Raw genomic sequence first — 20,596 nt, 5'->3', positions numbered from 1 at the left:
AATAAGTTTTTATACCCTAGCATAATTTTGTTGGCAGCTTTACAAACCTATACCCAACTAGCATTAGCTAAGTTTGTCACTGCCGGCATAACAGTTAAACCCAGAAGACTTAACAAAACCAATTAAGCAGATGTCACATTCTTTGGCTAAATCAATGGCTAAACTAGATGGTGCACCTAAAGCCACAATCAAACCAAGGTTTGCCATGGCCGCTTTTTGTACTAATTCAAAGCTAATTCTACCGCTTAATAATAAGCCTAATGGCGCATAGGGTTGGGGCCATAAGTTGGCTAAGTTAGCCCCGATCAACTTATCTAAGGCGTTATGTCGACCCACATCTTCTTGCACATCAACAATATGCAGATCACTGTTAAACAAAGCGGCAGCATGTATGCCGCCAGTTTTAGCAAATACACTTTGTTGCTGATTTAAGCTTTGGGTTAACTGAAATAGCTTAGTCACATCAAAAGTGAAAGGTGCAGTGGGCTGTTTAGTGCCTATGGGTAATTTTTCTAATAGTTGCTCAATGCTTTGTTGCCCACAAATTCCGCAAGCTGAATTGGCCACTTCAATCCTTTGTAATGATTGCCAATTGATTGCATTTTTTAAGGTGATCAAAACTTGGTTAGTCGTTTGCTGTTTTAGCCGCCCAGACCCCGTATGCACTATTGAGATGATATCGTCAGCCTGTTGCACCACTGCACTAGTTACCAACCATCCTTTGACTAAGTTAAGATCGTTTCCGGGTGTACGCATAGTGGTAAATAATAACTGCGTTTGATTATGACCTTCTAAAGACTTTAGCCAAATTTGCAGCGGCTCTTCGACTGCGACTTCATCCAGTTGCTTTAGCTCTTGTTTAGGCTGCCCAGAGAACTTTTTAATTACATAAGATTTGATAGCCAAGTTGTACTCCACTTACGTTTTTAATAAACCGGCGTATAAGGTTTAAAAAGGTAACGCGCTTAAACCCAAAATAAAAATCCATCCCGCAAAAAACAGCTTTAAGCGTTTAGCAGAAAAGTACAAAACTAACTGTTTGGCCAATATTCCCCCAAACACAGCCCCCAATCCGGCAAACAAAACCACAGGCCAATAAATGGCTTGGCTTACCAACACATGAAATATCACCCCAGCCCAAACCACAAATGCACTTAGCATCACTGCTAAAGCAATTGAAAAGGTCACATTAAAACCACGCATGATCAGATATACCGCAATAAGCTCACCTACCCCAATAGATAACCAAGCTGTAATAGCGCCTCCTACCAAGGCCAAAAGCCCTAAACATATTAGGTCACCAACACTAGCTTGACTTTTTATAGGGGTATTGGCCAGCGCATAAATAGTAAAAATGATGGCTACCGACAATAACATTGAAAACACCCCAAAGCCTGTATGTAGGCCAGTGGTATCGGTTAATTGTTCAAGAAAATTTGCAGAATATTGTACTGCCCATAAGCCAACACAAGCACTGGGCACCACTATGATTAATACTTTTACTAAGGCCTGCCATTGCCCTGCAAGTTCTGCTTGGTGAATTTTGAGTTTTTGTTGATAAGCCCACCAAGTTAACGCGCCTGCTGTCATGCCACAACATTGAATGGCAAAACTAGTGGCCACCGAAGTCATGACCGAAAATTCTAACTGGTTAAAAAATGGCATGAATACCACACCACCACCAGCACCAGTAGAGTTGGCGAATAAGGCACCTAAAATTCCTAAAAGCGAGAACCCTAAATACTCTTGGAGTAGTACCTGAGGTTGAGGCTGATAGGCGACTAGCGCTACCCATAGAAGCAAAAAGATCCAATGCCAGGCTCTAATTGCAGATAAAAACGACATTAGCTATGCATGTCCTATACTAAAAATTTGAAAATGGACTTTGCCAGAATTAATTAACAGAAACAAAAAGAATTCATTATTTAATGAGTAAAACCACCCACTATGGTCAAACTAAAACGTCAGCAAAATGTACTGACTTTAATTTTACAACCAAACCGCTCTGCTTCATGGCAGCAAACTAAACACGCGATTATTTTAGTCACACTTTTTGTGATGATGATTGCCCTAATCTGGACGCTAGCTGGGGCTTGGTTAATATTACCTTTTGCTGGGTTAGAAGCAGGACTTTTAGCTTTTTTAATGTATCGAGGATCACTTGCCACTTATCAAAAGCAAGTTATTACAATTTATCCAGATAAAGTCATATTTCAGGCAGGATTATATTATCCACAAAGAGTGTGTAGCTTTAACAAAGCGTCATTATTAGTAACTACTACAGAAGCCGACACGCCTTTTGAGCATTCATATATGTGTTTAGCAGACGGTCAAAAGGTGGTGCCATTTGGCCAGTTTTTAAATCAACCCGATAGGTTGATGGCATTACAACATTTTAAACAAGCAAAATTACCTATACTGAGTAACAAATGGTGGAAAGAGCACACCAGCTACTAAGGCTCATTAGCTGCGAGCAAATAAGATTCCCAATGCGTCACTATCTTGTTAAATTAACTTATTCACCTCAAATTAACTGATGGGCTGTTCATGCGAGTTATTTTATTTTTTCTACTGTTTTTTGCTAGTCATGCATGCCTAAATGCACAAGTTATTCGTTTGTCTGACCCTATAGCAGCAGACCATAAAAGCGAAACATTTGGCGCCCACTTTAATGCTCAACTGCCAAGCGTTAGCCTAGATACGCTCAGCCAGTCACCTGAGCAATACTTAGGTAAAACGTTTAAAATGCAAACAAGAATTGCCAAGGTTTGCAAAAAGAAAGGTTGCTTTTTTATTGCGCAACAAAATCAACATGTCATACGCGTTGCCTTTCGCGATTATGGCTTTTTTATTCCCACTGATAGTAGTGATAAAACCGTAGAATTAACCGGTGAATTAGTTAAAAAACAACGTACTGAGGCGCAAAGCCAACATTACCAGCAAGACCTAACTGAAAAACTCTCAGCCTTACCCATAGGTGAGGTATACGAAATAGTGGCAGACAGCATTAAAATTCCACTTTCGGTAAGCCAATAAACAGCCTTAACTTTAAGTTTAAAACCCTTAGGCCGCCTAACAATTTAAAAAGTTAAGACATTAATATGTTGGTTATTAAGCTGGTTGTTTAGCCCTTGTTGGAATAGGGCTTGAATTTGTTGTGGCCCATGGTAGTTGGCCTGAGTAATTTTTCCGCTTAAATGTTGCGAAAAGTTCTGCCAGGCATGGGCGTATTTAGTTGCTAACCCTTGTTGGCCCCAGGCTTTAGTTAGTTTTCTAACCTGATCTGGCGCAAAGAAAAACTCACTGTTTATCTGACCATTAGGTTTATGCTGCTGTGCATCTACGTCTGTTGAGCCAATTAATATAATTTTGCTTTGCGGGTGATTAAATTGTTGCTGCAAGGCCAGTAATAAAGCTTTATTTCCAGCAAAGTCTAACACCCAAGTGCCTAAGTCTAAGGCTAGGCCTGCTATTTCAGCATAGCTACAAACCTTGTCGTAACACCCTAACTGCTCGGTAAAAGCTTTATTTTTTTCTGATGTTAAACCGATAACTTGATAATCATTGCCGCGCTGATCTTTATTTTTTTGTAAAAGGTGCGCGGTGCCATAGGCAGTTTTACTGGAAGCACTGGTTAATATCACTTGTTGGATGGATGGCTCACTGGCCACTAAAGCCTGACCAACAAAGTCATCTAATACAAAAGAGGTCATAAATAATGGCCGATAATTTAGTTGCCAAGCTTGGTTTTCTTCGCGGTAACTAGGATCATTAGCACAGCGCACATAGTTATCGTATACAGGTGAGATACTTTTTCGGTTGTCACTCACATCAAAAAAATGGCTGGCAGAAATATTGCCTGCTTTGATCACTAAATGAGAGGCCATAGGCAAATAACCAAACACTTTTTCCCCTGCTTTAATCTCGCTATGCTTTGACTCAAGAACTGTGGCAAATCCCCACATAGGCACTATACCCCAGTGTTCATCGGCAGGGAAAAAGCCCCAGTAGCCCATTTTGCTACCAAACACCGCATAGGTAATGTTGTTAGCCGAAAACCCTAAGCTTTCTACTTGTAACAGCACTTCCTCTGCTTGAAGCTGATCTTCAGAGTAAGGTTTTTCAACAATTTTTGTTTCATTTAGATTAGATTTATTCGTCCAAATTTGACAGATACTCTTAGGCATAGGGGTTAGCTTTTATTAAGGTGTGAGAATGGTAAGAGTATAAGATGAATTAGCTGCCCTTAGGCATCACATTTATTAATGAAAATAAATAATGAAGGTCAATAGGCCTTACAAATAAGCTAACGCCAATAATATTACGCCTGCTAACCAAAGTGTTTCTAACACCACCAACAAAATGGGTTTAACTCCAACACTTTGTAGCTGCCTAAGGTTAGATTTTAAACCTATAGCTGCCATAGCAATAATTAACGCAAAACGAGATATATCAGTTGCTAACAGCCCCATGCTTGGTGGCACATCTACCACACTGTTTAGCACCATTAGGATCACAAATACGCTTAAAAATGCGGGTATGCCAACTGGGGCATTATTAACTGAAGTTGAAGTGTTATGAATAAATTTACGCTTGATCACCCAAGCAATACACAAAACAACTGGCATTAAAAACGCTACTCTAACCAGTTTAGTTAAGGTGGCTAAGTCGCCTGTTTGCTCAGAAACAGAGTACCCTGCCCCTACCACCTGAGCCACATCATGAATGGTGCCCCCTAAAAAGATACTGGTTTGGGTTGGAGTGAGATTAAGAAAACTGGCTAAAATCGGGTAAACCAGCATAGCTGTGGTAGATAAAGCAGTGATACATACAATGGTCAACAAAGTATCTCGCTCTTGCGCTTTACTTGCAGGTAGTACAGATGAAATGGCCAAAGCTGCAGAGGCACCACATATGCCCACTGCCCCACCGGTTAGTACGCCAAAACGTTTTTGCAAACCAAAAGCTTTGGCTAAACCCACTCCAATTAATAGCGTGCTAATAATACCCAGGCATAAAACTAAAGCGGTTTGCCAACCTAAGGCGGTAAGATCACTAAAAGCCACGCGTAATCCAAGCAGCGCCACGCCCAAACGTAGAACACTGCCTGCAGCCATGTCGATCCCAGACTTAAATCGCGTATTGTCGTATAAAAAAGACCAAGCAATGCCTAACAATAAGGCAAAAAGCATCACAGGCCCATTGTAATACTGGCTTAAAAGCCAAGCAATCACACCAAGCAATACCGCTAGAAAAAAACCTGGAAGCACAATCAATTTTTACTCAACCTTTAATGCCAACTAAGAGCCAAAACCATAACGCCGCAATTAAGCCTTACTACTATTACCCATCACCACGGATTTTAAGTTGTAAGCCCTTTAAAAAATTACGCAATATTTGATCTTTACATAAGCGGTATTGACGGTTTTCAGGTTTTCTAAACAAAGCACTGAGTTCATGTTTACTCATTTTAAAGCCACTTAGTTCCATCACAGACAAAATTTCTTCGGCTTGCATACTTAAGGCGATCTTTAACTTCATAAAAATAATATTATTGGTTAAACGGCGCTCAACTGGTGCTTCTACCCCTTCTCGCTTGCCACGGTTATGGTTTATTAAGCCATTTAGAAACAAAGAAAATTGTAAATCGGTGATAGCAACAAAGGCCGGGTCATCGTCTTTTCTTAACCAGGAATGAAGTTGTTCGGTGGTAGCGGGGTAATCAGCTTGAGCAAAAATCTCAAGCATTTTTGCATCGTTAAAATCGAAAATATAACGGACTCGACGTAATACATCGTTATTGATCATAAACTTCCTAAAATAAATGTAAGGATTAGCACAAAGATAGTAAACCTAGTTTATAGGTTTTAAAAATGAATGCCCGACTTAATTCCTAAAAGTCCAGATTAGATTCAATATACCCCCCCCCTTAAATCACTCAATCCAGATTTAATTTTACAGGGTATAAAATACCTGTCTTAAGCTTAGTTAAAAACAAAAACTGCTTTGCTGATTTTTTTGCGTACTCATTTTGTTTTTTTGCAGCTTTTTAGCCAAAGCTCTTAATTGATCCATTCTAGACAACAATGGGTCCCCTTCTCTGCTTAGCGTTTTTTGCTTACATAAACCTGTTGCCAAATCATCAAGCACTAACTGAACACTATGACGATAAGCATATTGAGATAAATCAAATTGAGATCCATTTGCGCAGTTCATAAAACCCTCCAACAAACACTGTTTATACATACAGTATAATATTGATGTTTTTTTGTGCAAGATTTTATTTTAGTTTTTTAAGTAAAGGTATTTGTTGATAAAACCGCGCATAATGTTAGTCGGAAATTATGCTTTGTGATATATGCTAGTTGTAGTGAGTAACTTAATCTAATCTGGCTAGGAGAATGCATGGCTAGTAAAAATAAGTGGTGGGGAGACATCCCATTCTCTGTTGAGCAAATAAAACAATGGGGGCTTGGGGAGCGCAAAATAAGTGTGCAACGCCTAGAAAAAGAGTGGATAGTCTGGGATCAAACCAGTGAAATAGAGCAAAATAAAGCTATTGTTTTAAAAAGCCTAAAATCTAATGCTTCATTAAAAGACATAAACTTCTCTAGACATTTAGTTACCCATACTATGCCAAATATCATAGTTGAGCCTAAATTAGCCGACCGTTCAGTGGTAGCTAGACCTTCAGCCAGATTAAACATATTACCTAACGAACATGCTGAGCTGTACGTGAGTTCGCCTTTATGGTTTGGTTTAATTAATCCAGACAACCATTTACCCATAATTGATATGCCTTTTTTTAGGCCTTCAGATTCGTGGTTTGGCACCAATACTATGCAAGGTGAACTCTGCTACGCCAAAAATACCGATGCGCGAGTCAATCTAACTTTATTAGAAAAATATTCACACCGAGCCATTACTAAAGTGATTATTCATAACGAGCACACAGATCCATTAAAAATAGATAGGATCAATTTGCCCGTGCCCTTTTTATCTCTATATCACACAGAAGAAGCCGGTTTTTGGACCCAAGAAATAGAAATCACTCAGCACAACGACAGTAAAAAAACCGGTTTAAAACTTAGGCCAGAGCATCCTGATAGCATGCAAAACAGCCAAAATTTAGTATCTAAGGCTAGGCAAATTTCCGACAGCCATCACTTTGTAAAGTCGATTAAAGACTTATTAAATTAGCCTCTACTGGTCATAGGAGAAAATGATGCCAGACAGCACTTCAGCCATGAGCTTAATGGAACAATTACATCTATTTGCTATCAGCAAAGCCGTTATTATTTTAGTGGTCGGATACTTTTTAGCAAAATTAGCCAGTGCCGCAATCATGCGCTTAGAGCTAGCCAATTTAGGCCCCCATGGAAGAGTACAACTTAGGCGCGCGGTTTTTTACGGCATTTTCATTTTAATGTTTGTCTCAGCCCTACGTGAACTTGGTTTTGATTTAAGTGTGGTATTAGGTGCAGCTGGTATTTTAAGCGTGGCCATAGGCTTTGCCTCTCAGACCTCTGCCTCGAATTTAATCAGTGGCATATTTTTAATGATGGAAAGGCCGTTTTCAATTGGTGACGTTATCCGCGTTGGCGAAACTACAGGTGAAGTGATCTCAATAGATTTATTGTCTGTAAAACTCCGTACCTTCGAAAACTTATTTGTGCGTATTCCAAACGAGTCCATGATTAAAAGCCAAGTGACAACCCTTACCCGCTTTCCTATCCGCCGTGCCGATCTACAAATTGGCATTGCCTACAAAGAAGATATAGAGCAGGTACGTGAAGTGCTAACCAATATAGCCACTAAAAACATTTTATGTTTAGACGAACCCCCTCCTTTGTTTATTTTATTGGGCTTTGGTAGTTCTTCTGTCAATATTCAGTTTTCAGTTTGGGCCAAACGCGAAAATTTTCTAGCGTTAAAAAATACTATATACCAAGAGATTAAAAAGTCTTTTGACCAATTGGGCATTGAAATACCTTTTCCGCATATCAGTGTGTATGCAGGTGAAGCCAGTAAGCCTATGCCTATTAGCGTGCAAGACAATAAAACCAACCCAGAGGCTAACCATACTAAGGACGATAAATAAGCATGTCTGTCGAAACTGAAAAACAGCGAATTCAAACTGTCAGTTCACTACTGTATGGCGCCAGCCAATCTATTCGCATTTTGAGCCATGTTGAATGGCCTAGAGAAGCTAAACGTCAGTTTTTTGCCACGCAAGCAAAAGCCTTGCCTGAGATCAGTTATCCAGAGTTTAACCCTCAGCCCACCTTAGATGCGGTGCGAGATGCCAGAGCACTATTAGGCACGTCAGATGTAGATAAGTGGTTAGAAAGAATTGCGGTAAAGCTAGAATACAGTGCGCTAATGATGGCTTCTACTGGTACGGCTAAGTTTTATCACTTTTCAGAAAAACTTTATGGCAAACCCACTAACCCTTTTGTTGATAATAAATCTACCCCTTTAGAGTTGGCCACCAGCTTCGACAAACAAATTAGCAGTTATGCAAATTACGATTTAGGCGCACCTGCTCCTGTTTGTTACTTAGCTTCGGGCATAGCCGAACAAATGCAAATTGCGGTGAAAAATATGTTTGGCGATGAGGCGCCTAAAATAGAAATTGTTGATGAACTGTCGGCCAATGCCTTAGCTAGTCCTAAGTTAATTCGGATCAGAAAAACCGCCTGTTTTACTGATCTTGATGCCCAACAATTGATCAACCACGAAGCCCATATTCATGTTGCCACCTCTATTAATGGCTTAAATCAACCACACCTAAAAATATTGGCGGCTGGGCACCCTGGCACCACCAAAACCCAAGAAGGCTTAGCGGTATTTGCAGAATATATTACCAATTCTATCGATTTAGACAGATTACGCCGCTTAGCGGATCGCATTATTGCCATACAAATGGCCATTGAAGGAGCCGACTTCTTAGAGGTCTATCATTACTTTTTAGGTCGAATTGGCAGTGAGTCTCAGGCCTACGAAAATAGTCGTAGAGTCTTTCGTGGTGGAGTTTTAACAGGTGGTGCACCATTTACTAAAGATGGGGTTTACCTAGAGGGCTTAATACGTGTTCATAACTTTTTAAAAGCCATAGCCGCAAATGGAAGAGCCGATTGCCTAAGGCTATTGTTTTGCGGCAAGTTAGACATAGAAGACATCCCAGTTTTATATAAATTAGAAAAAATGGGCTTATGTATGGCACCTAAATACCTGCCGCCTTGGGTAAAAGATGCCCGATATTTATTAGCCTATTTAACTTGTTCGGGCTTTTTAAACAAGATGGACGTAGGAAAAATCTACGCCCATTACGATGACCTTTTACACAGTATTCCTAAAGCCAGCAGTTAATATTGATAGACTAAATGCAGCCCTGCCCAGTTATTATTTTTTTGCTGGGTAAGGCCCTGTACTGACGAACTTAAACGGTTATGTTCCAGTATCAAATTTAATCCTAGCTTGTCACTATGCTGATAGCTCAACATGCTGCCTACTGCGGTGTGGTTATATCCTCGGTGCGTGTCGCTGGCATACCCATAATCAAACCCAAATTTTAGATAAGGGTTAAGGCTTAAATAAGGAGTAATGGCATAGGATGAATTGGCACTCACTTCAACAAAGGCCCCTTCTGCTTCAACACTGTAAGTGGTGTCTAGGGCTAAATTTAACCAATCTAACGGCCCATAGCCTAGCCCAAAGCCAATTTCGTTATCTGTTTGGTCATCTTTAAAAAACGATAAATGGGTATAACTGACATAATAATCAATTTGCTTAAAACTATTGGCATAAACCAATCCAAGATTGAATTCATCATACACATCAGATACGCCATACAAGCTCACTACAGAGAAGGTAGAATTAACCTGATGACTTAACTGTAACCAGGTAATCCCTTCACCGGCTAAGTTATTGCGCCCTTCGCTAACGTAACGGCTGTCGTAACCTAAATCCATTTCGGTACTTAGTGCATGTGGTGCAAGTAAAACGCTAGCTAACACCAAGGATTTTTTAACGCGATTAATTTTTTGCAATCTAAGGTCTTCTTTTAAATAATTATTCTTTTGAAATTAAAAAAATAGAATGCATCCTAAAATACAGCAATACATGCATTTCTACTAGGCAACAAGCATTTATTCATTCATAGTGACAACTTTTATGCTTAACGAGTAAACCTTTATGACCGCCAATTCATTCACAACCTTTTTAGATGAGTCTATACAAAGAGTTGAACTGGCATTAGTTGACAGTAATACCTATTTACAGCTTTTAGCAATAGTGATTATTTATGCCGTGTCCTTTGCTTTAGCTTATAAAATTCGTCATGGCGTGGGCTTAACCCACAACGAACCTGACGACACTGCCCATCCTGTACGCAAGCTAGGCTACCGTATAGGGGGCATATTATTTCCTTTAGTGGCGATTATTTTATTACAAGTGTCGACTAAAGCAGGGGAAAGCTTAGCCTACACACCTTGGTTAATTGAAACCGCCTTAGCTATTGCTGTGTTGTTATTTTTTAACTCCTTGATTAGAGCCTTTGTTCAACACAAATTTGCCGCTTCGCTGTTTAGATGGATAGGCTTACCAATTTTGATCTTGCATCTATCTGGGCAACTATCCACTGTGATTGGTGCCCTTGAAGAAATGTCGTTAAATGTGGGCAACGTGAGCATTTCTGCCTACGGTGTGGCACGGGTGTTAATTTTTGGTAGCTTCTTATTTTGGTTAGGCCGGGTTTCAAATAACTTTGGTAAAGCCGTTATTCGCAAACAAGCTTCGTTAGATATCCCCACCAAAGAAGTCTTTACCAAGCTCTACGAAGTAGGCCTATTCTGTATAGTTATTTTGTTATTGCTGAATGTAATGGGAGTGAATTTAACCACCTTAGCAGTATTTGGTGGTGCTGTGGGTGTAGGCTTAGGTCTAGGTTTACAATCTATCGCTTCTAACTTTATATCCGGCATTATTATCTTACTCGACCGCTCATTAACTGTTGGGGATTTTGTTGAGTTAGACGATGGACAAAAAGGTTTTGTGCGCGAATTTCGCATGCGTTACGCAGTGCTTGAAACTTACGATGGCAAAGATATTTTAGTTCCTAACGAAAAGTTCATTTCATCGTTAATGATTAATTGGACTCACAAAGATCCCAAACAGCGTTACAGAGTAGATTTTTCTGTGCCTTATGCCACAGATGTGCGAGCTATGGTGGAATTTATTAAAGAAGCGGTAGCAGAGCACCCTCAAGTGATCAGTGGTGAAGATATTCCTTTTGAAGAACGCCCTGACTGCGAAATCGATAGCTTTGGTGATTCTGGCATTAATATGTTTGTGGAGTTTTGGATGTACGGTATAGATGATGGTAAAAATCGCGTAGGCGGTGACTTATTATTAACTATCTTCGAAACCTTACGCGAACATGGTATTGAAATTCCCTTCCCTCAACGCGAAGTACGTATTCTTAACCCAGAAGAACAAACAAAAAACTAATTTAAGTTTTTGCATAAAACAAAGGCCAAACAAATTGTTTGGCCTTTGTTAATTTAAGGGTTTAAGCAGTGCTAAAGCTTTGCCCTAGCCTTTACCTTGGGTTTTGGTTTTATGTGGCTTGGCGTTTTTTTCGATAAATTGAAATATCAGGTCGGCGACATCTTTTTGGGTGGCTTTTTCGATCCCTTCTAAACCGGGTGACGAATTCACTTCCATTACCACTGGACCACGTTCGGCGCGTAACAAATCAACCCCACAGACATTTAAGCCCATGATATTGGCAGCAGCGACAGCTGTGGCGCGCTCTTCTTTGGTTAATTTAACCAGTACCGCCGAGCCGCCTCTGTGCAAGTTTGAGCGAAACTCCCCTTCTGCACCTTGCCTTTTCATAGCAGCAACTACTCGGTCACCTACTACGAAACAACGTATATCTGCGCCGCCAGCTTCTTTAATAAACTCTTGGATCAAGATGTCAGCATTTAAGCCCATAAAGGCTTCAACTATAGCTTCGGCGGTTTTAGCGGTTTCTGCTAACACCACACCAATGCCTTGCGTACCTTCAAGCAATTTAATTACGCAAGGCGCACCACCCACATTTTTAATTAAATCTTTAATGTTATCTGGTCGATTAGCAAAGCCTGTGCGGGGTAATCCTACGCCTTTTCGAGACAACAATTGCATTGAGCGTAATTTATCGCGTGAGCGACTGATGGCTACAGATTCGTTTACACAAAAACTGCCGGTCATTTCAAACTGTCTGACCACAGCTGTACCATAAAACGAAATTGACGCACCTATACGCGGAATAATGGCATCGTATTGAGGTAACTCTTTACCTTTATAACGCACCACTGGTCTACTACTGGTTATATCCATGTAACAATGCAAGGTGTCAATGATGTCAACTTCATGACCTCTCGCTAAGCCAGCCTCTTTAAGCCGACTGGTAGAATATAAATTTTTATTGCGCGACAAAATTCCAATTTTCATAACTTACCTACTTTGTTGGTCACCAACCATCGAAGGTGATGAACCAATACTAGACCTAAACTTAAGCTTACGCTTAGCCTGTAATAAAAATAAAACGTAGCATGATTGCATAACAATGCATGTTTACCTACAAAATTGTGATAGCCTCACATAAAAAAATGACCAGATAAAAAAATCCTTAACTGGTAGCCCTAAAATAAGGGCATACTATTATTTAACAACATCTAAATAGCAGAATTAAATCAATGACTTATGAAATTTTAATTTGGATTGGCATCGCTTTTTGTATTACTCAATCGGCGATTTTTTCTGGTTTAAACCTAGCATTTTTCAGTTTAAGTCGGTTGCAACTTGAAGTAGAAGCCAAACAAAATAATCACAGCGCGCAAATTATTTTGTCGATGCGCGAAGACTCTAACTTTTTATTGTCGACCATTTTGTGGGGCAATGTATCCATAAACGTATTGCTAACCCTGTTGTCTGATTCTGTATTAGCAGGTATGTATTCGTTTTTATTCTCAACTGTCGCTATTACCTTTTTAGGTGAGATATTCCCACAAGCCTATTTTTCACGTAACGCCTTAAAAGTAGCCTCGGTTCTCACCCCTGTGATTAAGTTTTATCAAATTTTATTATTTCCGGTGGCCAAATTAACTGCACTGATTCTAGATGGCTGGTTAGGTCGTGAAGGTATTACCTATTTTCGTGAAAAAGAATTAACCGCCATTATTAACGCGCATATTGAATCTGAAGAAACCGACATGGAGCATGTACAAGGTGTTGGGGCATTAAACTTTTTACAAGTAGACAAAATAACCGTTAGCCAAGAAGGCGAAAGTCTCGACCCTAACAGTATGATTGTTTTGCCATGTAAACTAGACCTACCCATTTTACCTGAGCCTAACACACCAGAATTTACCGAGTTTAGCCAAGCGGTGAATCGTTCTGGGCACAAATGGGTATTATTAATGGATGAAGAAAACACTCCCTTATTAATGTTAGATGCAGATGGTTTTATTCGCGCGACTATCACCGAAGAAGCCAACCAAGACCCTTATGCTTATTGCCACCGTCCATTAATTATTGAAGATGAAAACTGCTCTTTAGGCGAAGCCATGAAAAAACTTAAACTGGCCCACGACCTTGAGCCTCACTCAGATGAAGTGTTACATGCCGATGTGATACTAGTTTGGACTGGCGACAACCCAAGAGTAATAACCGGTGCCGATATATTAGGCCGCTTACTTAAAGGCATTGGCAGTAACCAAAGTAATTGATCCCAAAAAAGCCTGACACCCCAACCTTAATGGTTAACTTAGTCAGGCTTACTCCCTTCTAACAAATAGCGCTCAGCACGTTCTACTAAATGGGGTTTCGCGGCAATCACTAAAATATCTTCTGCCAGTAAAATGCCCATAGGGTCAGGCTCTGCAATTTCGTGATTATCGCGTCTTAAGCCTTTAATTTTAACACCCCATTTAGTTAAATTTAAATGGTCTAGGGTTTTGCCTACCGCATAAGCATTAGGGGTTAAAATCACCGCATGTAAAAACTCTAACTTATCTTGCTTTACGTAATCCATTTCTGTGGTTTCACCTGGGAAAAAACCATGCATATTAGCGTAGTGGGCTTTGCGCTCTTTACGCACCCGTTTGAGAATGCGCGACATAGGAACGCCCGACATTTGCAACACCTGGGTGACCAACATTAAGCTACCTTCGAGAATTTCAGGCACCACTTGAAAGGCACCAGCCCCAAGTAATTCTTCCATTCGGTAATCTTTTCTGGTGCGTACCACTATAGGCAAATCAGGGTATAAGCTTTTGATCAGATGGATCACACTCATGGCTTTTTCATGTTGATCAAAAGTAATTAACACCATTTTTGCCCGTTCAATGCCAACTGTACGCAAAATGTCTTTTTGTTTTACATCACCAAAAAACACGGGCTCTCCGGCATTTTGGCTTTCTTGTACTCGCACCGGGTCCGCATCAACCACTAAATAGGGAATGGCTTCGATTTTTAATAATCGACTAACAGATTGCCCCACTCGTCCATAACCAAAAATGAGCACATGGTCGACTAAGGTTTCGCTATGACTAGATAAGGGTTGAAGCCCAGATGTGTCTAATTGGCGCGAGCTTAACATTTTGGCAATAATTGGGCTTTTATCCACTAACCAAGGTGTCATGGCCATACTGATCACCCCAATAGTTAAAAATAACGAGCCTTGTTGTGACGTTAAAATGGCGTGATCAACCGCCAGTGCTGCCAACACAAAACCAAATTCGCCCATTTGACAAAGTTTGATTCCAGCAGCCCAACCATCTTGTGGGCCTAGTTTAAAAAGATTGGCCGAGACTTTAATGATTAATACTTTTAGCCCCATAATCACCACTAGGCCTAACACCACCCAATGCAACTGTGAAGGCAGGTTTATTAAATCTAAGCGCATGCCTATGGTGATAAAAAATAGCCCCATCAAAATATCGCGAAAAGGACGAATATCCGCTTCTAATTGATGCCTGTATTGGCTTTCACCTAACATCATGCCAGCTAAAAAGGCCCCTAACGCCATAGACAAGCCAAAAGAAAAGGCTAAGCCTGCAGCCATTAAAGCCACTAAAATAGTGGTTAAAACAAAGAGCTCGTCGGTACGGGTACGCGCCACCTCGCTAAAGACTTTTGGTAATACCCATTTACCAATAGACATTAAAATAGCCACCACTAATAAGCCTTTTAAAAATGCCATAGAAATGGCTATAGCTAAACTTTGTTCAGAATCGGCAGCTAGTAAAGGCACCAAAATCAACAATGGCACTACTGCTAAATCTTGCAGCAATAGAATACTCACTGCTATTTGGGCTCTTGAAGTATTTAAAATCCCCATGTCTGAGGTTTGTTTAATGACTATAGCGGTGGAAGATAAAGCAATCATACCGCCAATTACCAAAGCGGCTTTTACATCAAAACCTATTAACCAAGCTGCCAACATAAATACCGCACTGGTACCTAACATTTGCGCTAAGCCAACACCAAACACTAAGTGGCGCATGGCTAACATGCGCGGCAAGGAAAATTCTAAACCTAGGGAAAAAAGTAAAAATACTATGCCGAGCTCGGCAAAGTTTTGCATGTCTTCAGGGTGCTCAAATAGAGCCAAAAGATCTGGCCCTGCCACTATCCCACAAAATAAATAAGCCAAAATGGGCGGTAAGTTTATCCGCTTAAATAACCAAACTGTGGTTACTGCAACAGACATTAAAATAAGGATGTTGCCTAAATTTCCATGCATAGCCGATCTACTACCTTTATTTTTGTTAGCTAGGCACGGTATTTGCTGTGTGCTAGCTAAGAACCAATTTGTATAGCAATTAGCCAATTTTTTGGCGGGAGAGAACATTGGAACAACTTAATGAGTTTTACGACCCCAATGTCGCTGAACCCTATTTAAGTCTTGACGAATCTAGTCAAAGATTAGGCTTGGGCGGTAAACAAGGCCTAGATCAACAAACACTGAATAGATTTATCCAAAAGTTACTCACTACCATAGATTTACCTAAATTAACTGAGGTGTATTTTCAGCAATTAACCTCAACCCTACCGCTGTCTGGGATAAAAATCCAGTTTGAAGATACGCATCTAGCTTTAGGCCAATGGTTAGAAAACAGCCACAGCAAAACCCTTAAATGTAAAGAAGATAAAATCACCTTAGCATCTATGGGTTATTCCCTTACGCAGCCCTTAAGCCTTAGAGATTGGCAAATATTGCAACAAATGCATATGCACTTTTGTTATCCCTTCAAAAACGCCTTAGAGCATCACAAAATTAAACAATTTGCGATGAAAGACTTTTTAACCAGCTTAGGTAATAGAGCCAGTTATAATGAGTCTATGGTTAGGTTAGTTAATCAAGCCCAGCGCAGTGGTAACCCATTTGGGTTGCTGATATTAGATATGGATAACTTTAAACAAGTAAACGATGTACATGGTCACCATACAGGCGATGAAGTACTGCTAGCCTGCGCCAGTACTATTCAAAACTGTTTACGTGATTCAGACTTTGCCTTTAGATTTGGTGGTGATGAATTCTGCTGTTTGCTGCCAGATGCCGACAGCCCTATCAATGGATTAATTGCCGAACGTATTCGCCAAGCCATTTTGCACCACCCTTTGCTGCAACTGCATAATATATCTTGCAGTATTGGTAGCGCGACTTTTGAAACCCAAGATTCACCCATTGGGTTATTTTCTCGCGCCGACCAAGCTTTGTATGAAGCCAAAAAAGGCGGCAAAAACTGCACCCGAGCGGCATAAGCACGCCACCTTAATATTTACTTCACTGGCAAGTTGCCAAAAAAAGCCATGCATCATTGCATGGCTTATTAGGTAAAAGCTAAGGTTTATCTAAACAGCACTTTTTCTTGGTTGAACCAATACACACAAAACGCAAATAAAGCGCCAGCTATCACCACAGTGGAACCAAAAATAGCAAAAAGCTGGAAATAATCCATAGTGCCTTTCACTAACTCTTTCATCGCTAAAGAAACATTAGTAATAGGCACCCAAGCCCAGGCACCTTTTAGTTCTACCCCAGGTAGTAGTGAAATCATAATAGGAATAATGACAAATATAGTCATAGGCCCCATATAACTTTGTGCCTCTTTAAAGCTCTTAGCGTATATCGAAATACTCAGTAATACCGCAGCAAAGATTGCCACCACAGGTACTAACATTAAGAAAATCAATAAAAAGTCTAACATGGCAATTTGAGCCATAAAATCGGCCACAAACTTAATGGCCATGCCTTGGCTTAACACTAAGCCCCATATCACCATGCTCGCCACTGTAATTAGTGCTGTCATGGTTCCAGCAAAAGCAATGGTTAAAAACTTACCCATTACGATTTTATTTCTGTCTATGGGAGAAATCAGTAAAGTTTCTAAGGTACCGCGCTCTTTTTCCCCAGCCCCTATATCTGTGGCCGGCGCCATGGCACCAGTTAAGCAGATAATAAACAACAGATAAGGCAACATACCGCCAATTTTTTCACCCCAGTTTTCGCGATCATCTGCGGTATTTACTTTTTCTAATACTATGGGTTTGATTAAAGCAGTTTGTTGTTGTTCATTTAAACCTAACTGAGTAAAGGCTGATTGTTGGAATAGCTCAGATTGATTTTTTACTATGTCATTAACCCGTCTATACACCAGATTTAAACCCGCATCGTTAAAATGCAGTTTAAGGTTTGCTTGGCCATTTTCTAACACATCATTAGAATAGTTAGCGGGGATCTCTAAAACAAAGTCGACTTTATCATCACGGATCAACTGAGCAAAATCTGCGTTTGCTTCTATGTCTACACGCTTAAATTTATCTGGCTGTTGTAAGTCGGTCACTATCTGCGGAGCATACTCGCCCCCCACTAAGGCATAGTTTAAGACTTTGGTTTCGGCCTTATCTATAGCTTGTTTGCTGACAAAACCTACTATCCCAAAAATAATTGGAAAAATAAGCAAAGGTAACGCAATCATAAAAAACAAGGTTTTACGATCGCGGAGTAATTCTTTTATTTCTTTTTTAAATACTAACCACATGATTGTTATCCTTATTCGCTAGCAGTTGATTGAATGGCGGCCATAAAAGATTGATGTAACGAGCCTGAAGATAAGGCTTTAAAGCTAGCAATATCCCCATCAAACATAGTGCTACCTTGATCAATCACAGTCACTTTGTCACACAACTCTTCTACTTCATCTAAATGGTGGGTAGAAAAAATCACAGGGGTACCTTGTTTTTTTAATCCACGAATAAAATCCAGTACGGTTTGTGTTGCCATAATATCTAGCCCAGTGGTGGGCTCATCTAAAATTACTAATTCAGGTGAATGTACTACTGCGCGGGCAATGGCGGTTTTTTGCTTCATGCCTGTAGAAAAGTTTTCAGAGCGTCTATCTAAAAAGTTATGCATATCTAACAAATCGGCTAGATGTTCAATGCGGGTGAGAATGTCTGCTTCACTCATACCATGCAATTGTCCAAAATAATGGATATTTTCACGCCCTGTTAAGCGCCCGTACAAGCCAGTAGAGCCAGATAAAAATCCAATTTTTTTACGCGCAATAACCGGGTTAGTTAATACATTGTCGCCATTGATTTCTACACTACCAGCATCTGGTTTAAGTGCCGTTGATAACATACGTAAAGTCGTGGTTTTACCCGCTCCATTAGGTCCGAGCAAACCTAACACTTCACCTTTTTGACAGGTAAAAGAAACATCTTGTACCGAATGGAAAAAGCGCCCTTTTAGACGCGGATCTTTTTTCTCTTGTTCACTGAGCTTTTTAGGGTTTTCCACAGCAAATTTTTTTGCCAATTGTTTTATTTCTATCATTCCGTTTTCCTATTGAGTGACCGCCTGCAACTTATAGTCGCTGATTTTTTGGTTTTATTACATGCAGTTGTGAAAAAAAATATGTAACAATATCCGACAAATTAAGACCTGATAACCTTATCTATCATACACTTGCCTTTGGCAGTAATTTATTTGGAGAAATACATGCAAGCGGTAACAAATCCCTTTCAAGCCATAAAGCTTATAGTTGGTAAGCCTAATCAGGTTTTTGCCACCATAAGTGACATTCATAATTGGTCTTGGATCCCATTTTTATTGGTCACTATTGTGGGCGCAGTGCCGGTATACATGTATTTTAACTTTGTGGATTTTGCTTGGTACAACGAGCTCATGGTGCAATCTATTGCTGGTCAAATGAGTCCAGCTGAACAAAGTGCAGTGCGAAACGCCATGGCCGATCAATCGCAATCGGTTTGGACTGGGGTATTTGGCTCAGCTTTTGCGGTAATTATAGCTAACGCAATATTAGCGCTGTATTTAAATATAGTCACAAAAGCCGACGAAGAGTGCGTGCAAGGCTATACAGACTGGTATGGATTTTCTTGGTGGGTCAGTTTGCCAGCTATGGTGTCTAGCCTATTAGCCATTTTAATTGTGACCTTGGCACAAGATACTCAACTATCACCCATTAGTATTTCACCTACTTCTTTGGCTTTTATTTTTTCGGTGGATATGGGGTCACAATGGTCATCATTAATGCAAAGTATTCGTTTAGAAAGCATTTGGGTAATGTATTTAATTGCGGTGGGCTTGAGCCAGTGGACCCAGCTATCAACTAAACGCACCTACACTATCGCCATTGCCCCTTATTTAATTATTTGGTCAATTTGGGCCTTAACTATTGCCCTGTAAATTTTGACTTAGGCCGAAAATAATCGGTATTGTCATAAAAGCTCGGATCTTGATTGGCATCCCATACTCCTGGGATGCCTAACAGAGGCAGTGGCATTAACGGCTTTTTATTTGCCATCAAGTTTTGTTGGTTAAGCACTTCAGTCAAACGTTTATCAAGCTCGTGTAATTTTTGCTGATAATCAATTTCAGCAAATTCGCTAGTCACCTCTAGCGCCAACCATTTACCGGTTAACCCTATAAAAGGCTGCAACAGCATTTCCAAGTTTGCATGGCCAAACATAAAACTATTAAGTTGCTTGCCCCATAAATGCCTATTTTTTAGCAAAACCAGTTGCCAGTTATGCTGTTTTAATTCGGCAATTAATTGCTCTGCTTCACTGCCTTGTTGATAAGTGAGCACCACCCCACATTCATCAAAGTGAGTAATATTATTGCGTCTTAAGGTACGTGGCGATAAACCATATTCCTGAATATCTTCTACATGCAATTTATTTAACAAGGCTTTGGTTTTAGGAAACTGTAGCCAAATCAGTCCGTTAAACAGGTCGTGCCAATTATTTGGTCGAGTTGGGATCAGGCCTTGTTCAAAAATAATTTGCTCATAGTATTGCTCTGTAGGCGCTAATTGATTTTGACAAATAAACTCTGGGCAGGCCTTTGAGCTAGCCATTAATCTGTGCTTTAAGGCATTTAAGCCCTCGGCATTTGGCCAGTTTTGAAATTGGCTCAAAGCAAAAACTTGCTCGAGTTGTTGCATGGGCAACATAGAGAGTTGCTGAATAAATGCGTGATGCCAGGTTTTCACAATTGCCCTAACCTTCCATC

At 40.2% G+C, this 20,596-nt stretch carries 21 protein-coding genes; 9 read left to right on the top strand and 12 right to left on the bottom strand.

Annotated elements, in window-relative coordinates:
• Positions 1–63: 63 nt before the first annotated feature.
• Together ACVCDT_RS07170 and ACVCDT_RS07165 are read right to left on the bottom strand one after the other, a co-directional pair.
• The gene (locus tag ACVCDT_RS07170; protein ID WP_447132085.1) at positions 64–906 is read right to left on the bottom strand and encodes a formate dehydrogenase accessory sulfurtransferase FdhD; all 843 of its coding nucleotides are present in this window, start codon (positions 904–906) and stop codon (positions 64–66) included.
• 42 nt (positions 907–948) lie between these two features.
• Positions 949–1,845, bottom strand: a complete 897-nt coding sequence (locus tag ACVCDT_RS07165) for a sulfite exporter TauE/SafE family protein (protein ID WP_447132084.1) — start codon at positions 1,843–1,845, stop codon at positions 949–951.
• A gap of 102 nt (positions 1,846–1,947) precedes the next feature.
• Between ACVCDT_RS07165 and ACVCDT_RS07160 the strand changes: the two genes are divergently transcribed.
• Both ACVCDT_RS07160 and ACVCDT_RS07155 read left to right on the top strand, forming a co-directional pair.
• Positions 1,948–2,457, top strand: coding sequence for a DUF2244 domain-containing protein (locus ACVCDT_RS07160; RefSeq protein WP_447132083.1), 510 nt, complete (start codon positions 1,948–1,950; stop codon positions 2,455–2,457).
• 90 nt (positions 2,458–2,547) lie between these two features.
• Entirely contained in the window at positions 2,548–3,036 is a 489-nt protein-coding gene (locus tag ACVCDT_RS07155) for a DUF4920 domain-containing protein (RefSeq protein ID WP_447132082.1), read from the top strand.
• 44 nt (positions 3,037–3,080) lie between these two features.
• Here ACVCDT_RS07155 and ACVCDT_RS07150 read toward each other — a convergent pair whose 3' ends face one another.
• The 4 genes from ACVCDT_RS07150 to ACVCDT_RS07135 all read right to left on the bottom strand — a co-directional run bounded on the left by ACVCDT_RS07150 (position 3,081) and on the right by ACVCDT_RS07135 (position 6,216).
• Positions 3,081–4,187 carry a DUF2855 family protein gene (locus ACVCDT_RS07150; protein ID WP_447132081.1) on the bottom strand — a complete coding sequence of 369 codons (1,107 nt, stop codon included), beginning with the start codon at positions 4,185–4,187 and terminating at the stop codon, positions 3,081–3,083.
• 108 nt (positions 4,188–4,295) lie between these two features.
• On the bottom strand, positions 4,296–5,276 hold the full coding sequence (locus ACVCDT_RS07145) for a YeiH family protein (protein ID WP_447132080.1): 981 nt from the start codon (positions 5,274–5,276) through the stop codon (positions 4,296–4,298).
• A gap of 67 nt (positions 5,277–5,343) precedes the next feature.
• Entirely contained in the window at positions 5,344–5,808 is a 465-nt protein-coding gene (locus ACVCDT_RS07140; RefSeq protein WP_447132079.1) for a YehS family protein, read from the bottom strand.
• A gap of 180 nt (positions 5,809–5,988) precedes the next feature.
• Positions 5,989–6,216: a hypothetical protein gene (locus tag ACVCDT_RS07135; RefSeq protein WP_447132078.1), complete on the bottom strand. Its 228-nt coding sequence runs from the start codon at positions 6,214–6,216 to the stop codon at positions 5,989–5,991.
• Between the two features lie 189 nt (positions 6,217–6,405).
• Between ACVCDT_RS07135 and ACVCDT_RS07130 the strand changes: the two genes are divergently transcribed.
• The 3 genes from ACVCDT_RS07130 to ACVCDT_RS07120 are packed head-to-tail and all read left to right on the top strand — an operon-like array spanning position 6,406 to position 9,372.
• On the top strand, positions 6,406–7,200 hold the full coding sequence (locus ACVCDT_RS07130; protein WP_447132077.1) for a DUF432 domain-containing protein: 795 nt from the start codon (positions 6,406–6,408) through the stop codon (positions 7,198–7,200).
• Between the two features lie 25 nt (positions 7,201–7,225).
• Positions 7,226–8,101 (top strand): mechanosensitive ion channel family protein, encoded by an 876-nt coding sequence (locus tag ACVCDT_RS07125; RefSeq protein ID WP_447132076.1) that lies wholly within the window; start codon positions 7,226–7,228, stop codon positions 8,099–8,101.
• Positions 8,102–8,103: 2 nt separating this feature from the next.
• Complete coding sequence (locus tag ACVCDT_RS07120; protein ID WP_447132075.1) at positions 8,104–9,372, top strand: peptidase MATCAP family protein; 1,269 nt, start codon at positions 8,104–8,106, stop codon at positions 9,370–9,372.
• On the opposite strand, the gene ACVCDT_RS07115 is transcribed toward ACVCDT_RS07120, so the two are convergent.
• Positions 9,369–10,052, bottom strand: a complete 684-nt coding sequence (locus ACVCDT_RS07115; protein ID WP_447132074.1) for a hypothetical protein — start codon at positions 10,050–10,052, stop codon at positions 9,369–9,371. The genes ACVCDT_RS07120 and ACVCDT_RS07115 overlap by 4 nt on opposite strands.
• A 145-nt stretch (positions 10,053–10,197) precedes the next feature.
• Here ACVCDT_RS07115 and ACVCDT_RS07110 point away from each other — a divergent pair, with 145 nt between their 5' ends.
• Positions 10,198–11,511, top strand: coding sequence for a mechanosensitive ion channel family protein (locus tag ACVCDT_RS07110; RefSeq protein WP_447132073.1), 1,314 nt, complete (start codon positions 10,198–10,200; stop codon positions 11,509–11,511).
• A gap of 84 nt (positions 11,512–11,595) precedes the next feature.
• Here ACVCDT_RS07110 and rimK read toward each other — a convergent pair whose 3' ends face one another.
• Positions 11,596–12,501 carry a 30S ribosomal protein S6--L-glutamate ligase gene (rimK, locus tag ACVCDT_RS07105; RefSeq protein WP_447132072.1) on the bottom strand — a complete coding sequence of 302 codons (906 nt, stop codon included), beginning with the start codon at positions 12,499–12,501 and terminating at the stop codon, positions 11,596–11,598.
• Positions 12,502–12,746: 245 nt separating this feature from the next.
• Between rimK and ACVCDT_RS07100 the strand changes: the two genes are divergently transcribed.
• Positions 12,747–13,778: a DUF21 domain-containing protein gene (locus tag ACVCDT_RS07100; RefSeq protein ID WP_447132071.1), complete on the top strand. Its 1,032-nt coding sequence runs from the start codon at positions 12,747–12,749 to the stop codon at positions 13,776–13,778.
• A gap of 38 nt (positions 13,779–13,816) precedes the next feature.
• Here ACVCDT_RS07100 and ACVCDT_RS07095 read toward each other — a convergent pair whose 3' ends face one another.
• Positions 13,817–15,796 (bottom strand): monovalent cation:proton antiporter family protein, encoded by a 1,980-nt coding sequence (locus ACVCDT_RS07095; RefSeq protein ID WP_447132070.1) that lies wholly within the window; start codon positions 15,794–15,796, stop codon positions 13,817–13,819.
• A gap of 107 nt (positions 15,797–15,903) precedes the next feature.
• Between ACVCDT_RS07095 and ACVCDT_RS07090 the strand changes: the two genes are divergently transcribed.
• Entirely contained in the window at positions 15,904–16,818 is a 915-nt protein-coding gene (locus ACVCDT_RS07090; RefSeq protein ID WP_447132069.1) for a GGDEF domain-containing protein, read from the top strand.
• Positions 16,819–16,904: 86 nt separating this feature from the next.
• On the opposite strand, the gene ACVCDT_RS07085 is transcribed toward ACVCDT_RS07090, so the two are convergent.
• Positions 16,905–18,098 carry an ABC transporter permease gene (locus tag ACVCDT_RS07085; RefSeq protein WP_447132068.1) on the bottom strand — a complete coding sequence of 398 codons (1,194 nt, stop codon included), beginning with the start codon at positions 18,096–18,098 and terminating at the stop codon, positions 16,905–16,907.
• Between the two features lie 11 nt (positions 18,099–18,109).
• Positions 18,110–18,895, bottom strand: a complete 786-nt coding sequence (locus ACVCDT_RS07080) for an ATP-binding cassette domain-containing protein (protein ID WP_447132067.1) — start codon at positions 18,893–18,895, stop codon at positions 18,110–18,112.
• A gap of 165 nt (positions 18,896–19,060) precedes the next feature.
• On the opposite strand from ACVCDT_RS07080, the gene ACVCDT_RS07075 reads away from it, so the two are divergent.
• Positions 19,061–19,768 (top strand): YIP1 family protein, encoded by a 708-nt coding sequence (locus ACVCDT_RS07075; RefSeq protein ID WP_447132066.1) that lies wholly within the window; start codon positions 19,061–19,063, stop codon positions 19,766–19,768.
• On the opposite strand, the gene ACVCDT_RS07070 is transcribed toward ACVCDT_RS07075, so the two are convergent.
• Positions 19,755–20,576, bottom strand: coding sequence for a DUF3025 domain-containing protein (locus ACVCDT_RS07070; RefSeq protein ID WP_447132065.1), 822 nt, complete (start codon positions 20,574–20,576; stop codon positions 19,755–19,757). The genes ACVCDT_RS07075 and ACVCDT_RS07070 overlap by 14 nt on opposite strands.
• Between the last annotated feature and the right edge of the window lie 20 nt (positions 20,577–20,596).

The sequence above is a fragment of the Paraglaciecola aestuariivivens genome, from assembly GCF_052983255.1.
Note: the sequence above shows the minus strand (reverse complement) of the source record. Positions and strands in the feature narration are given on the sequence as shown.

Coding starts and splice junctions, on each gene's coding strand:
- ACVCDT_RS07080 (WP_447132067.1), bottom strand. CDS start 18,895: ATGATAGAAATAAAACAATTGGCAAAAAAATTTGCTGTGGAAAACCCT.
- ACVCDT_RS07155 (WP_447132082.1), top strand. CDS start 2,548: ATGCGAGTTATTTTATTTTTTCTACTGTTTTTTGCTAGTCATGCATGC.
- ACVCDT_RS07095 (WP_447132070.1), bottom strand. CDS start 15,796: ATGCATGGAAATTTAGGCAACATCCTTATTTTAATGTCTGTTGCAGTA.
- ACVCDT_RS07135 (WP_447132078.1), bottom strand. CDS start 6,216: ATGAACTGCGCAAATGGATCTCAATTTGATTTATCTCAATATGCTTAT.
- ACVCDT_RS07075 (WP_447132066.1), top strand. CDS start 19,061: ATGCAAGCGGTAACAAATCCCTTTCAAGCCATAAAGCTTATAGTTGGT.
- ACVCDT_RS07110 (WP_447132073.1), top strand. CDS start 10,198: ATGACCGCCAATTCATTCACAACCTTTTTAGATGAGTCTATACAAAGA.
- ACVCDT_RS07085 (WP_447132068.1), bottom strand. CDS start 18,098: ATGTGGTTAGTATTTAAAAAAGAAATAAAAGAATTACTCCGCGATCGT.
- ACVCDT_RS07120 (WP_447132075.1), top strand. CDS start 8,104: ATGTCTGTCGAAACTGAAAAACAGCGAATTCAAACTGTCAGTTCACTA.
- ACVCDT_RS07100 (WP_447132071.1), top strand. CDS start 12,747: ATGACTTATGAAATTTTAATTTGGATTGGCATCGCTTTTTGTATTACT.
- ACVCDT_RS07165 (WP_447132084.1), bottom strand. CDS start 1,845: ATGTCGTTTTTATCTGCAATTAGAGCCTGGCATTGGATCTTTTTGCTT.
- ACVCDT_RS07130 (WP_447132077.1), top strand. CDS start 6,406: ATGGCTAGTAAAAATAAGTGGTGGGGAGACATCCCATTCTCTGTTGAG.
- ACVCDT_RS07125 (WP_447132076.1), top strand. CDS start 7,226: ATGCCAGACAGCACTTCAGCCATGAGCTTAATGGAACAATTACATCTA.
- ACVCDT_RS07140 (WP_447132079.1), bottom strand. CDS start 5,808: ATGATCAATAACGATGTATTACGTCGAGTCCGTTATATTTTCGATTTT.
- rimK (WP_447132072.1), bottom strand. CDS start 12,501: ATGAAAATTGGAATTTTGTCGCGCAATAAAAATTTATATTCTACCAGT.
- ACVCDT_RS07150 (WP_447132081.1), bottom strand. CDS start 4,187: ATGCCTAAGAGTATCTGTCAAATTTGGACGAATAAATCTAATCTAAAT.
- ACVCDT_RS07160 (WP_447132083.1), top strand. CDS start 1,948: ATGGTCAAACTAAAACGTCAGCAAAATGTACTGACTTTAATTTTACAA.